This window comes from Cedecea sp. VD22 (genome assembly GCF_037150195.1).
GTDB lineage: Bacteria > Pseudomonadota > Gammaproteobacteria > Enterobacterales > Enterobacteriaceae > Cedecea.
Genome location: NZ_JBBCPX010000004.1, coordinates 160,369 through 174,117, shown reverse-complemented (window position 1 = coordinate 174,117; position 13,749 = coordinate 160,369). Strand labels below are relative to the sequence as shown.

The following is a 13,749-nucleotide window of genomic DNA, read 5'->3' as shown; positions in this document are numbered from 1 at the left end:
CCAAAGCTTGTGGTCAACTGAACAAGGAAGAGAGTAGCACTAGTTTTGAATCAAAGAGAAAATTCTTAATTTTTTATTTTTGCTTCGGTTCATACGGCAAACGGGAAAGATTCACCGAGGCCAGACGATAGGCAATCAGCTTTTCACGGAACCAGGTCCGCAGATGTTCAGGTTGCTCACGCTCCACCATTTCAGCCACTACGGGCATGTTATAGCGCTCTTTGAACGCCACGCCGGCAGCGGCAAGGTCGACGTTAACTTTATCCATTTCTTCCTGGGGTAAATCGGCGAGATTGTAGCTCATCATATCCTCCTGCAATGTCAGCGCAGAAGTTACTGTTTTGCGCACCGGATGACAAGCAACAATAGCTTTTCCCGTCTCGACTTGGTATTAACGCGGGGGTATCCTTGCCGCCTCGACACATAACAAAAAGGAATAGTTAATATGGCGTTCATCTCCTCCCGCATCGCAACCGTGGCGGCATTTGTCACTGCTATGGCCGTTTCTCCAGCCGTGTTTGCACACGCGCACCTTAAGCAGCAGTCTCCGGCAGCAGATTCCGCCGTTACAGCATCGCCGCAGTCGCTGACCCTGAGCTTTTCTGAAGGGGTGGAGCCTGGCTTCAGCGGCGTGACCGTGACCGGCCCGCAGAAATCTGCCGTGAAGACCGGGAAAGTGAAGGTTGCTGAGACCGACAACAAACAGCTGATTGTGCCGGTTGAAGAAGCCCTGAAACCGGGTGATTACTCCGTGGACTGGCATGTTGTGTCGGTCGACGGGCACAAAACCAAAGGTAACTATCACTTCTCCGTGAAGTAATCGCCATGCTGTCGGCGTTTTACATCGCGCTGCGTTTTATCCATTTCACTGCCTTGATGGTGCTGCTTGGCAGCGCCATCTGCTGTTCGCTCCTTGCCCCGCAGCAGTTTAAACCCGTGCTTGTGCGTCGCCTCAGGGCGCAGTGGCGGCCAGCCGTCTGGCTGTCGCTCATTAGCGCCTGTCTGCTATTCATGGCTCAGGCCGGGCAAATGGGTGACGGCTGGCGCGATACTCTTTCGCCGGATGTCTGGCAGGCGGTGCTGACGACTCGCTTTGGTTCCGTCTGGATATGGCAGCTATTGCTGGGCCTGGCCACGCTGGCCACTGTGCTGCTCGCTCCCCGGGCAATGCCGGGGTTATTGCTGTTTTTAGCCGCGGCGCAGCTAATTATGCTGGCTGGCGTCGGGCATGCCGCAATGCACGACGGCGCGCTCGGTGTCTTTCAGCGGATGAACCATGCGATTCATCTTCTGAGCGCGGCCTGGTGGGTGGGAGGCCTGCTGCCTTTGCTGGTTTGTATGTATATGGCGCATAAGCCGCGCTGGCGTACTCCGGCGATTACGGCAATGATGCGTTTTTCGCGCTACGGGCATCTTGCAGTGGCTGCGGTACTGGTGACCGGCGTGGTGAATAGCTTGCTTATCCTCGGCTGGGCGCTGCCGCTGGAAAGTGGTTATGTTCGATTGCTGGCGCTGAAGGTTGTGCTGGTGCTAGTGATGGTTATGCTGGCGCTGATCAACCGCTATATACTGGTGCCGCGTTTCGACGCTGTTCAAGCCGATGCTCAGCGGAGATTTATTCAGCTTACGTGGCTGGAAGTGATTCTATCGGTAGCGATACTGCTGCTTGTCAGCATCTATGCTACCTGGGAGCCGTTCTGACGGCGCAAACTGGTTATATGAGAGATTCATGAAAAAGAGCATTTTGACTTTACTGCTGCTGGCCTGCGCGAGTTCTGCGCTGGCTGCCCCGCAAATTATCACCGTGAGTCGGTTTGAGGTGGGTAAAGACAAATGGGCGTTCAACCGTGAAGAGGTGATGTTGAGCTGCAGAGCGGGGAATGCGTTGTTTGCCATCAACCCAAGTACGCTGATGCAGTACCCGCTGAACGCCATTGCCGAGCAGCAGATCAAGAGCGGTAAAACGAGCGGGCAGCCCATCAGCGTTATTCAGGTGGACGACCCGCAGCATCCTGGCCAGAAGATGAGTCTCGAACCCTTCATTGAGCGCGCGCAAAAGCTTTGCGGTGAATAAAAAACACGCATTTCCTGGCATAAAAAAACAGCAATAGCCTCAACGGGATATTGCTGTTTTTGCATAAATAGTCACCTTTATTGCGCCTTTTTTCTGACCACTTTTGTTGCGGACTGGAAAACCTGCGCCGGTAATCTATTCTTAAGAGGCAAGGCGATTTAGCCTGCATTAATGCCAACTTTTAGCGCACGGCTCTCTCCCAAGAGCCATTTCCCTGGACCGAATACAGGAATCGTGTTCGGTCTTTTTTTATTCGGGAATCCGCCAGCTTGCTTGCGCGTAAAGCGTTTCCCATAACGCTTCGACCTGGCCTGTGCGCTAAAACCATACCATACCTTGATAGCTTGCCGTCCAGCGTTTTTTGCTCAATTTGTTAATTACTTGTTGCGCAAGCGTGGGGGCCGGGTCGGTGAGTCTTTCGGACTAGTGATGTATGTCACAAAAATTCGCATCACTGCCGCGACAACGCTACACTTTCGGCCTCACTGACTGCATTCCATGAGAAATGCGGCGTTCCTGACAATAAGCCTGCATCCCACTATGACAAATCAAACCGAGCTTGCCGCTCAACATGCGCATGAGAATAGCCTGCGCGCCGTGCTTCGCTCCCCTCGACTCATCCAGCGTGAACTGCTGGCTGGAGTCGTCACCGCGCTGGCCCTGATCCCCGAAGTGATCTCCTTTTCCCTGATCGCGGGCGTGGATCCGAAGGTCAGCCTGATTGCCTCGATCGTGCTTTGTTTTGCTATGTCGATTCTGGGGGGCCGCCCGGCAATGGTCACTGCGGCGGCCGGTTCGGTAGCGCTGGTGATTGCCCCGATGGTTCATCAATATGGGGTGGGTTATATCCTGCCTGCGGTGGTGCTGGCGGGCGGGATCCAGATCCTGTTCGGCCTAAGCGGGCTGGCGCGAATGATGCGCTATATCCCGCTTTCGGTAATGACCGGGTTTGTGAATGCGCTGGGTATTCTTATTTTCTTTGCTCAGGTGCCTCATGTCTGGGGGAAATCGCCGCTGGTTTGGGGCCTGTTCGTCGTGACGCTCGCCGTCGTTTTAATGTTGCCGAGACTGCTTAAATCTGTGCCTTCGCCGCTGGTGGCGATTGTTCTGGTGACCGGCCTGAGTATTGCCCTGGGATGGGTAATGCCCACGGTAGGCGACAGCGGGCCGATGAAGGCCGGTTTGCCCGGGTTAACGGAACTGATAGTGCCGCTTAACGTTGAGACGCTGCGCATTATCTGGCCCTGCGCGCTGAGCATCGCTTTTGTTGGCTTGATGGAGTCCTTGCTAACGGCCAAGCTGGTGGACGATCTCACCGATACACCTTCCAGCAAGCGGCGCGAATGCTGGGGACTGGGCGTGTCGAATATCTTCGCCGGTTTTTATGGCGGCATCGCGGGCTGCGCCATGATTGGGCAAACCATTGTCAACGTTGAGCTGGGAAGAGGGCGTACGCGGCTGTCTACCGTGGCGGCTGCGCTGGTGCTATTGCTGCTGGTCACCGTGCTGAGTGAAGTGATGGCAAAAATTCCGATGGTGGTGCTGGCTGGGATCATGATGATTGTGGCGGTGAAAACGCTGAACTGGCATAGCCTCTCTCCAGTTACGCTTCGCCGAATGCCGGTGCCGGAAACGCTGGTGATGCTCACGACCGTCGCTATAACGGTTTATACCGATAACCTCGCGCTTGGCGTTTTGGGCGGCGTTATCTTCGCTATGATGTTGTTTGCTCGCCGTATTGCACATGTGGTGCGTGCTGAGCGGCAGCTGGCAGCGGACGGGAGCGAAGTGACTTACCGGGTTCGTGGGCCGCTGTTCTTTGCCAGCAGCAACGACCTGGTCGAGCATTTTCACTATGCTGACGACCCGGCACGGGTGGTGATCGATCTGACTCAGGCTCAAATTTGGGATGCCTCCACCGTTGCCGTATTAGATGCCATTGAAACGCGCTATCAGCGTTATCAGGCGCAGGTCGAAATTGTTGGCCTGGACACCCACAGCGCCGATTTCCATCAGCGTCTGAGCGGAAAACTTTAGCGGTTCTACCGGCGGCGTTCAGCTGCCGGCTCTCCCCAATCATTCCCAGCACGAAATTCCATTTTTTGAGCGGCAGGTCACAATTTTCCACTACTTTCCGCTGCCCGGCTGATGGTTTAAACGACAAGCTGGGGAAATAAACATTTCAGTAACATTTACGTTGCCAGTCAATACGGAATAACTTATTACTATTTAACCGCTTACTCAACGTAAGCGGCCCCGCCTCCACTATAACGATAATTAACAGGATACTTTATGACGACAAACGATGCCGTCCGTGAGGACGCTGCGCGCGGTTTTTGGCCGACGGTCAAAACCTTCCCGTCGACGGTGATTGCGCTGCTGCTTTTTACCCTGGTGATTCGCTTTAGCTATTTTATGGCCTGGCCGTTTATGACGGTGATCATGACCCGTAATTATCATCTTTCGCCCATCTCTGTAGGCGTGGCGATGACCAGCAGTGCGCTTCTGGCGGTGGTGCTGGGAATGTATGGCGGGCAGCTGTCGGATAAATTAGGCCGCCGGGGCGTGCTTTCCCTCGGCTGTGCGCTGTCGTTTGTTGGCTATGCTCTGCTTGGGCTGGCCACGGGAATGGCGTTATTTATCATTGGGCTAATGATTGTTGGCGTCTGTTTCGCGTGGGTAGAGCCGCCGACGCGAGCGCTGATGAGTGACTTACTGGGCGACCGCCGTCGTCGCGCTCTGGCTCTGCAGATTCGCTATTATTTGGTGAATGTGGCGGCGGTTACCGGGCCACTGGTCGGCATTGCTTTCGGGCTGACTTCGCAGAAAGGGACATTCGTAATCACGGCTGTGAGCTATTTGCCGCTGCTTATTTACACCTTATTGTTTATTCCTGCAGGCAAGCTGGTTGCCAAAGACAGCGAACATAAACCCGGGGTCAGATTACGCGACGTTATGCTAATCATCGCCCGGGACAAACTGTTCGTTGCGGCGCTGCTGTGCAGCACGTTATGCGCCGTGGTTTTCGTACATTATGAATCCGTGGTGCCGCTTTATTTACTGACGCTGGACGCTGAGGCAGCCGTAAAGTTAATCACGCTGATTCTGGTGTCGAACGCCTGTACGGTGCTTATTGCCCAGCTTTTTCTGGTTCGCTTTTTGGCTCAAGTTAGCTTGTCTAACCGTATTTTGCTGGGGGGCGCTATCTTTGCGCTGTCACAGCTTTTGTTCTGGTCCGTCCGTACGCCGGATGCGCTGTTGTGGGTGAGCGTGACGGTTATTTTCAGCATCGGCGAGGCCATTCTGATGCCGAACCTGAATATTCTGCTGGATCAGCTGGCACCGGATGAGCACCGCGGTGCGTACCTGGGAGCATCGACCCTGACGACGTTAGGCATAGCGCTTGGGCCGCTGATTGGCGGCGTTATGCTAACCCTGACCGGTGCGGGTGTGTTTTTGGGTACCATGCTGTTTAGCCTGCTGCTGTGCGCTATCATTTACGCCTGCAAATCAGGCCTTAAACAACGACTACAAGAGTAATACTGAGCGGAGTCATGATGATTACTGAAGCCCCACGTCTTGAAACGGAACGCCTTATCCTGCGCCATTTTACGCTGGACGACTATGAGGCGCTGGTTGCCTGTTGGTCTGACCCGGAGATGGTAAAGTTTATCGGCGGCGGAAAACCGCAGGACGGTGAAATGAGCTGGGCGCGATTGATGCGCTATATCGGTCACTGGCAGGCGCTGGGCTACGGTTACTGGGCGTTGTTTGAAAAACAGAGTGGGCGATTCGTAGGGGCGTTTGGATTCCAGGACGCTAAACGAAATCTCAGCCCGGCTTTGGCACACCCGGAGGCGGGCTGGACGCTTATTCCTGCGGTACACGGTAAAGGCTATGCGGTGGAGGCGCTCAGCGCAGTGTTAAGTTGGGCGGATGACAATTTCAGCGAGCCAGTATGCTGCATTATTGATGACGATAATCAGCGTTCTATTGGTCTGGCAGAGCGCTTCGGCTTTACTTTCCAGCACTACGTTGAATACCACGGGAAGCAAATACGCATGTTCCTTCGCCCGAACAAGCGCTAATCTCGCCTGGCCCTGCTCAGAAGTCGCTGTACTCCTGGGCAGGCCGCCAGAATCCATCGATAAACTCTTCCACCGGGTAACAGCCGCCGTGGCGCATACGCTGCTCGCTCATCGCACTCAGACACTGCTGCTCGCTGGTGAAGACTTCCAGCACCAGATCGTCACAGCCGCCGTCCAGGTAACAAACAAATAAAACCAAAGCAAACATTAGCGCCTCAGAACCGCTTCGTTTGGTTTAAGTGTAGGGGAGCCAAGGGAGTGGGGGAAATAATTAATCCGTCCCGTGGACGGAGAAAGTGCTGGCAAAAATCATTGATGTAAAAACGGCACTTGGGTCTAACAAAAGCAATGAATGATGTTCTCTGGTCTACTCCAAACAGCTGAAAACCACGTTTTTGGCTGTTTGTCATCTATATAACCCGTCTCAGGGACGGGTTCATCTTGAATTATGCAAGGCGCATAACCCAGGCATCGCGCTGGCGATCGTAATGCTGCAGGTAAAGTACGGAATGTTCGCCGTCCAGCACGGCGGGAATAGAGGTTGCCCCATCCCATGCATCCAGCTGCATGCACAGGTCGGGATCGGACTTGCAGGGAATGCTTAACGTTCGATCCCCCTGTTGTTCACCGTGTAATTCGGCATCATCGATCTCGAAGATGCCGATCCGAACGTTGGTCTTTGTCATCTTTGGCTCCTTGTTATCCGCAGCAGGTGGTATGACCAGTGGGTCGCTCCAATTTCAGCGTAGTCAAGGCAGCACAAATTGCCAACTCAAAAAGTGCTTATTTTTTTAGCCAGCCTGCGGGGCGGCGAAAAGCTTGCCGTCGCGTACTAATTCCCTTGGGTAGCTGTTCTTCAGGCGTGAGCCAACTTTACGCGCCAGGCCGAGCGGCTGCCCCTGAAAAGTGACAATCACTTCATGTCGTGACGGTGTCACTTCTGGATAGATATCCCGCCCACGGTACCACTCCTCGGCTTCGGTCTCGCTCAGCGGGAAGCAAAGCGGGTTGTCACTTTTGACCAGAGAAACCACGGCTTCATGCTGCCAGCGGAAGCCTTTGTTGTGCTGTTCGGCGAGCTTGAGGCCAATGCGAGAGAAACGCACTTTCCCGATAAGCGGTTCAATCTCACTCGGAAACAGCCAGATCTCTTTGTCGCGCTGCCATAGATTCAGCTCATCGCCCCAGATAAGGCCCGATTTTGCCGCCGCGGCGGTTAGTTCGGCTGCGGCTTTGCCTTTCATCGGCGCGAAGGGGAATTTCCCTACTTTATAGCCCGGGGCCGGCTGCGGTTCGATAGAGGCCGTTTTGCGCAAACGGGCAACGAAAAAGCCTTCGCAGTCGTAAATCTGTGGGAACACGTGCAGGAAACCTTCCGGCGTCAGCGCGCGTGCTGCTTCCGGGAAAAGCTCGTCAAGGGGGGCAATTTCTACCGCGTCCGGCCAGGTATCCAGCAGCCACTGGCAGACATCCTGGTTTTCCTGGCGATTCAGCGTACAGGTCGAGTAGACCAGCGTCCCGCCGGGGCGGAGCGCATGAAAAGCACTCTCAATCAATTCGCGCTGTGTGCCGGCAATTTCGGCCGTGCTTTCAGGCGACCAGTTGCGCAGTGCATCGGGATCTTTCCTCACCACGCCTTCACCGGAGCAGGGGGCGTCCAGCAGAATGGCGTCGAAGGATTCCGGCAGAGCGGCACCGAATACGCGGCCATCAAAATGCGTCAGCGCTACGTTACTGATCCCACAGCGGCTGATATTGGCATGCAGGACTTTTACCCGGCTGGCGGAATATTCATTGGCAAGAATTGCGCCGGTATTATTCATGCGGGCGGCAATCTGGGTTGTTTTTGATCCTGGCGCTGCGGCGACGTCCATCACTCGCTGCGGCTGGTTGCCGTCGGCAAACAACGCGGCTACGGGCAGCATTGAACTGGCTTCCTGAATATAGAACAGGCCGCTCAAATGCTCTGCGGTGCTGCCCAGCGGCAGGGTTTCTTCATCTTCTCGTTCAATCCAGAAGCCTTCTTCGCACCACGGCACCGGCGTTAAACGCCAGTGATAGGGCGCGACGAGCGTCAGAAAGTCAGCCACGGATATCTTCAGCGTATTGACGCGCAGGCTGCGGCGCAGCGGCTGCTGACAGTATTCGATAAAACTTTCCAGCGTCTGGCCAGCGGGAAGTGCGTCACGAATCGCGTCGAGAAAAGGTTGAGGAAGATAAACGGCAGTAGATTGAGCCATGAAAAACGCCCCTGAAAAAATAAGGGGCGCAGTTTAACACGGAATTACCCGGGCGACGTACCGCCCGGGTTGCGGTTCAGCGCGGAAGGGCGGTGCCCCACTGACGCCACTCTTTCGGCTCGCTTTCCAGCAGCAGGAAGTGTTTCCCGGCCTCTGCTTTAGGGGAAAGCGGGATCCCCGGCGGCGTCGCAAACGCAATGCCACCGCGAATAAACTGATTAAAGGTTCCGGTTTTCACCACGCCGCCAGTTAAGCCAAAGTCCAGGCTATAGCCGGAAGCCAGCCAGAAGACGGAGTTGTCCCGGACCAAATGCTGGTAACGCTTGCTTATACGCAGGCCCACCATCACGCGGTCAGAGAGATTGCCGAGCGTCATGCCGGTTACCGTACCGACTTCAATCCCGCGGAAGAGAACCGGCGTGCCTATGCTCAGCGAGCCGGCTTCAGGCACTTCCAGCACGATGTTCAGCCCGTCGGAGTAACGAGAGTCGGTGATAGACGCTTCCTGCAGCTCGAAGTCGCGGCGGGGGTCACCTTTACCGGGTTCAACGTTGATGTAAGGCTGGAGGAGGGTATCAAGATGATCGACGCCCGCGGCAGAGATCTGCGGTGTGACAACGGAGAAGCGGGTACCGGCGCGTGCGAAGGTAGACACATACTCAGGGTAAAGTACCGCTTTCGCTTCCACTTCGTTGCGGGATTGCGTCAGGTTCAGCGACTCAAGCTGGCCGATATCAATGCCCAGATAGCGAATTGGCATCCCGGCGGAAAGTTTTCCGGCATCGAAAGTGTGCAGCGTTATCTGGCTGCCCACCGCTCTTGCCGCGGTTTCAGAGGCGTACAGCACGCGTTTCTCACCTTTCACCTGTCCGACGCTGGCACCGCTCATGTTGTCAAAGCTGATGGCCCCTTTGAGTGCACGAGAGAGCGGGGAGGCCTGCACCGTTAGCCCGCTGCCGTTGAGCTGAACTTTCGCGCCACCTTCAGCCCAAAACACTGTGTTTGGCGTCAGCAGCTTGCGGTATTCCGGCTTGATGTGAACATCAATATCAAAGTTCTCGGCGCGAGGGCGGATGGTGATGATTTCGCCCACCTGGAATTTGCGGTACAGCACCACGGAGCCGGTCTGGATATCTGGCAGGCTGGAGGCCGTCAGCGTCAGCGTGGTGGTCGGGATGTCGCTCAGGCTGTTTTCAATCGCTTTTTCCAGGTTGGCATAAAGCGGATAACTGCTTTTCATCTCGCCTTTGCTGCCCGGCAGCACACGTATGCCGCCGTTGACCCATTCGTTGGCACTGGCGCCCAGGAATTCCACTCCGTCCATGCCGAGCTTCACATCAATGCGGCTGTTGACCACGAATTTGCTGTCGCCCTGCAGCAGATGGCGGTATTGCGGTTCAATGGCGACGGAGAACGTGACGCCTTTCGCTGACAGTGCCCGCGCCACCACCTGGCCGATTTGTATCCCGTGCAGGATAATCGGTTGTCCGGCATCAATACCGTAGCTTTCAGGGGCCGTCAGCGAAAGCGTCAATACATTCGGCTGCTGGAGCGGCGTTTGATCGCTGGAGACCACGGTGAAGCGATCCTGCGGTTCGCCGTCACCCGGCACAAGTTCAAAGGTGCTGCCCGTGAGCAACGTGCTGATGCTTGGATTATCCAGCGAGATTTTTGGGCTACGGAGTTCGATGCGCGTGCCGCTACGCATCAGGCTAACCACGCCGGGGTCAACGGTCATTTCCCCTGTGACGGCACCGCCTGGATTGAGGTTTAACTTAGTCAGCGAACCCACCTCCAGCCCCTGATACATTAACTTAGTCGAGCCTGCTTTAAGGCCATCCCCGCTCGGGAGATCGAGGTTAATGATGACGCCGCGCTGGCTGTGCGCCAGGTCTTCGTAAAGGCCGAATTCATCATCCGCTTTGGCCGGTTCTGAATCGTCAGGGGAATCGAAAGCAATGGCCCCATTGACCAGCGCCGCCAGGCTTTCAAGCTGAACTTTGGCCCCACTCAGGCCAACATCGGCTTTTACGCCGGACACATTCCAGAAACGGCTGCCTTTTTTCACCAGGCTGGTAAAGCGGCGATCGATAAGCACGTCGACGGTGACGCCCTGCTTGTTCTTATTGATGGCATAGTCATACACGCGGCCAACCGGAATTTTGCGGAAATAGACCAGCGACCCGCTGTTAAGGGAGCCTAAATCCGGGGCGTGGAGGTGAATCATCAGCTCGCCGTTATCCAGGCGATATTTGGGTTGGGTATCGAGGGCGGTAAAATGGTCACGCGGCTCGCCTTTACCCGGCATCATGCCGATGTAGTTCCCGCCTACCAGGGCATCAAGCCCGGATACTCCAGCGAGGGAAGCCTTCGGCGTTACCAGCCAGAATTGTGTGTCTTCCCGCAGGGCATCCTTCATATCGCTTTTGATGCTGACTTTGACTTCTATTTTACGCAGGTCATCGCTCAGGCTGATGTTTTGCACGGTACCCACTTCAACGCCCTGGTAGCGCACGGGCGTGCGGCCAGCGACTATCCCGTCGGCGGAGATGAAGTCGATGGTTACGGTGTTGCCGCGTTCCTGGTAAGTCGTCCAGATCAGCCAGCCGGCAATCAGTAACGCAATAACAGGTAATAACCAGAAAGGGGAAATCCGGCGTTTCGTTTTAATTCTCGCTTCAGTCGGTGAAGCGGGCGTTTCCTGACTCATGTGCGTCCCAAAGTAGTCGGCTATCCAGCCATTCGACGGCAAGAATAGTTAATATAACCGCCGCGCCAAAGAAGACTGCGGCGGGACCCATCGTAAAAGCTAACAGCTGGTCACGGTTAACCAGTGACATCATCAACGCGATGACAAACAGATCGAGCATAGACCAGCGGCCAATCCAGGTGACAAAGCGCAGCAATAAAATGCGGGTTCGTAATCCCTGCTGGCATTTGAAATGAATACTGATAAGTAGCGTAATTAATACAATAACTTTAGTAAACGGCACCAGGATACTGGCAATAAACACCACGGCAGCGACGGCGATATTGCTGTGCGCCAGGGAAATGATGCCCGAAAGAATGGTGTCTTCCTGGCGTGCCCCGTTCACGTAAATAATAGAAATCGGCAGCAGGTTAGCCGGAAGCAGGAAGATCAGGGAGGCAACCAGTGCTGCCCAGGATTTTTGTAAGCTTTGCTTTCGGCGATGGTACAGCGGGATGTGGCAGCGAGGGCAGCGGCCTCGTTCGTCAGGAACGCCGGTAAAATGGCAGCCGAGGCAAACCCGCAGTTGCGCATTAAAAGCACGAGCCGGGCGCTGGGGGTAAAAACGCTCCCATAGCTGCTCAATGTTCAGGTGGATCATGGTCAACAGACTCAAGACCACCAGCGCAATAAAAGCGATCAGCCCTGGGCCTGGCTGGATAAACGCATACTCGCGAACCTTAATGCACGCCACGCCAATGCCCACCAGATAGATATCCAGCATCACCCACTCTTTAAGCTTATCCAGCATCAGCAGTACCGGGCGAAGGTTCATGCCGAGAATGTTGCCAAAGCAGAGATAGGCAATAGCCGCGACCAGCGTGGCCGGTGCGCCGACCACGCAAAAGAGCACGACGGCGGCGGTAAGCACGTCTCCCTGGCTTGCCATCTGCCAAATGCCCTGCATAACGTTGGCATCAATACTCGAACCCAGGAGATAGATACGCAGCAGCGGATCGGAAAAGGCGACGGGCATCAGCACCAGCATCGCCACGGCCATCGCCCCCAGGCGCGTCAATGACCAGTCACGGCCATGATGTACTCTTGCATCACAACAGGGGCAGTAGGCACTTTGTGTTGATTTAACCTGGGGCAGAGAGAAAAGGGTATCGCATTGGGGACAACGCTGATAACGTGCCTGAGGCAATGCCTGACTGATGGCGTGTATTTTCATTGTGCGTCGTAAGCCGGGAGCGTTGTTATCTGAATGATGCATTTAGCCTATCGTAATTCATAAAATGATACACCTTGTGGCACCGTGCATTTAATGCTTATTTTAATATGCTACAAAGTAAAGTAAGACAACATAACGGTTATTTAATGAACAAAGAACAATTTTACGCGGATCTGAATCGCGATTTTAGTGCGTTAATGGCAGGTGAAACCAGCTTTCTTGCAACACTGGCGAATACCAGTGCGTTGCTCTTTGAGCGCCTTGATGGCGTCAACTGGGCAGGATTCTACCTTCTCGAAGCCCAAACGCTAGTTCTGGGGCCCTTCCAGGGCAAAATTGCCTGCGTAAGAATCCCTGTCGGCAAGGGCGTATGCGGCACAGCCGTCGCAACAGGCACGATTCAGCGTGTGGAGGATGTGCATGCTTTCGACGGGCACATTGCCTGCGATGCGGCCAGCAATTCGGAAATTGTGCTGCCCCTGACGGTTGACGGCCAGACGATTGGCGTCCTGGATATCGACAGCACCGAGTATGGCCGTTTTTCGGAAGAAGACGAAATGGGTTTAAAAACCTTGATTTCGCGGCTTTCAGACGTGCTGAGCGGCACTGATTTTAAAAAATTCTTCCCTCGATAGCATGATAAGCAACGGATAACGTGGCATTTAGCGATGGCGTCATTATAATGTCGCCTGTTCATGCCTGCGACTTATTGGCAATTCCGTTGTAATCAGGAAATTTCATGGAAAATCAACCTAAGTTGAATAGCAGTAAAGAAGTTATCGCATTTTTGGCCGAGCGTTTCCCTCAATGTTTTAGCGCTGAAGGTGAAGCTCGTCCGTTGAAGATTGGTATCTTCCAGGATTTAGTCTCTCGTGTTGAAGGCGAAATGAGCCTCAGCAAAACACAGCTTCGTTCAGCGTTACGTCTCTATACGTCAAGCTGGCGCTACCTGTACGGCATCAAAGCTGGCGCGACTCGCGTCGATCTTGATGGCAACCCTTGCGGTGAGCTGGACGAACAGCATGTTGAACATGCACGTCAGCAGCTGGATGAAGCGAAAGCCCGCGTTCAGGCCCAGCGCGCTGAGCAACAGGCGAAGAAACGTGAAGCCGCGGCAGCCGCAGGCGTAACGGAAGACGCTCCACGTCGCGAACGCAAACCTCGTCCGGCGGCAGCACCGCGTCGTAAAGAAGGGGCAGAGCGTAAACCTCGCGCAGAAAAACCGGCACCAAAGGCACCTCGTGAAGAGCGTCGTACGCCGGTGACCGATATTTCTGCTCTGCAGGTTGGACAGGCCATTAAAGTCAAAGCCGGTAACAACGCAATGGATGCTACCGTACTGGAAATTACCAAAGATGGCGTCCGTGTACAGCTGACTTCTGGTATGGCAATGATCGTACGCGCAGAACACTTGCAGTTCTGAA

The 13,749-nt window shown here is 54.8% G+C and carries 14 protein-coding genes; 8 read left to right on the top strand and 6 right to left on the bottom strand.

Annotation, left to right across the window (positions count from 1 at the left end; all coding sequences use genetic code 11):
• Positions 1–73: 73 nt before the first annotated feature.
• On the bottom strand, positions 74–304 hold the full coding sequence (locus WFK85_RS10995; protein ID WP_008453979.1) for a DNA polymerase III subunit theta: 231 nt from the start codon (positions 302–304) through the stop codon (positions 74–76).
• A 141-nt stretch (positions 305–445) separates the two neighbouring features.
• Between WFK85_RS10995 and yobA the strand changes: the two genes are divergently transcribed.
• The 6 genes from yobA (at position 446) to WFK85_RS10965 (ending at position 6,162) form a co-directional block, all read left to right on the top strand.
• A complete protein-coding gene (yobA, locus tag WFK85_RS10990; RefSeq protein ID WP_008453980.1) occupies positions 446–820 on the top strand; it encodes a CopC domain-containing protein YobA in 375 nt (124 codons plus the stop codon).
• A 5-nt stretch (positions 821–825) separates the two neighbouring features.
• On the top strand, positions 826–1,701 hold the full coding sequence (gene copD, locus WFK85_RS10985; RefSeq protein ID WP_336708200.1) for a copper homeostasis membrane protein CopD: 876 nt from the start codon (positions 826–828) through the stop codon (positions 1,699–1,701).
• A 28-nt stretch (positions 1,702–1,729) separates the two neighbouring features.
• Complete coding sequence (locus WFK85_RS10980) at positions 1,730–2,074, top strand: YebY family protein (protein ID WP_008453983.1); 345 nt, start codon at positions 1,730–1,732, stop codon at positions 2,072–2,074.
• A gap of 540 nt (positions 2,075–2,614) precedes the next feature.
• Positions 2,615–4,111: a SulP family inorganic anion transporter gene (locus WFK85_RS10975; RefSeq protein WP_166991854.1), complete on the top strand. Its 1,497-nt coding sequence runs from the start codon at positions 2,615–2,617 to the stop codon at positions 4,109–4,111.
• A 255-nt stretch (positions 4,112–4,366) separates the two neighbouring features.
• A complete protein-coding gene (locus WFK85_RS10970) occupies positions 4,367–5,614 on the top strand; it encodes an MFS transporter (RefSeq protein WP_008453986.1) in 1,248 nt (415 codons plus the stop codon).
• Between the two features lie 14 nt (positions 5,615–5,628).
• Positions 5,629–6,162 (top strand): GNAT family N-acetyltransferase, encoded by a 534-nt coding sequence (locus WFK85_RS10965; RefSeq protein WP_205246347.1) that lies wholly within the window; start codon positions 5,629–5,631, stop codon positions 6,160–6,162.
• Positions 6,163–6,178: 16 nt separating this feature from the next.
• On the opposite strand, the gene WFK85_RS10960 is transcribed toward WFK85_RS10965, so the two are convergent.
• The 5 genes from WFK85_RS10960 to yebS form a co-directional block, all read right to left on the bottom strand.
• Complete coding sequence (locus WFK85_RS10960; protein ID WP_008453989.1) at positions 6,179–6,370, bottom strand: YebW family protein; 192 nt, start codon at positions 6,368–6,370, stop codon at positions 6,179–6,181.
• A gap of 238 nt (positions 6,371–6,608) precedes the next feature.
• Positions 6,609–6,848, bottom strand: coding sequence for a YebV family protein (locus WFK85_RS10955; RefSeq protein WP_008453991.1), 240 nt, complete (start codon positions 6,846–6,848; stop codon positions 6,609–6,611).
• 105 nt (positions 6,849–6,953) lie between these two features.
• Positions 6,954–8,402 (bottom strand): 16S rRNA (cytosine(1407)-C(5))-methyltransferase RsmF, encoded by a 1,449-nt coding sequence (gene rsmF, locus WFK85_RS10950; protein ID WP_166991857.1) that lies wholly within the window; start codon positions 8,400–8,402, stop codon positions 6,954–6,956.
• A gap of 76 nt (positions 8,403–8,478) precedes the next feature.
• Positions 8,479–11,112, bottom strand: coding sequence for a PqiB family protein (locus WFK85_RS10945; RefSeq protein WP_336708196.1), 2,634 nt, complete (start codon positions 11,110–11,112; stop codon positions 8,479–8,481).
• Positions 11,081–12,325, bottom strand: a complete 1,245-nt coding sequence (yebS, locus tag WFK85_RS10940; RefSeq protein ID WP_008453998.1) for a membrane integrity lipid transport subunit YebS — start codon at positions 12,323–12,325, stop codon at positions 11,081–11,083. The genes WFK85_RS10945 and yebS overlap by 32 nt, the downstream gene beginning before the upstream one ends.
• A gap of 146 nt (positions 12,326–12,471) precedes the next feature.
• Between yebS and WFK85_RS10935 the strand changes: the two genes are divergently transcribed.
• Both WFK85_RS10935 and proQ read left to right on the top strand, forming a co-directional pair.
• A complete protein-coding gene (locus tag WFK85_RS10935) occupies positions 12,472–12,960 on the top strand; it encodes a GAF domain-containing protein (protein ID WP_273969094.1) in 489 nt (162 codons plus the stop codon).
• Between the two features lie 104 nt (positions 12,961–13,064).
• On the top strand, positions 13,065–13,748 hold the full coding sequence (proQ, locus tag WFK85_RS10930) for an RNA chaperone ProQ (protein WP_166873089.1): 684 nt from the start codon (positions 13,065–13,067) through the stop codon (positions 13,746–13,748).
• Position 13,749 lies beyond the last annotated feature (1 nt).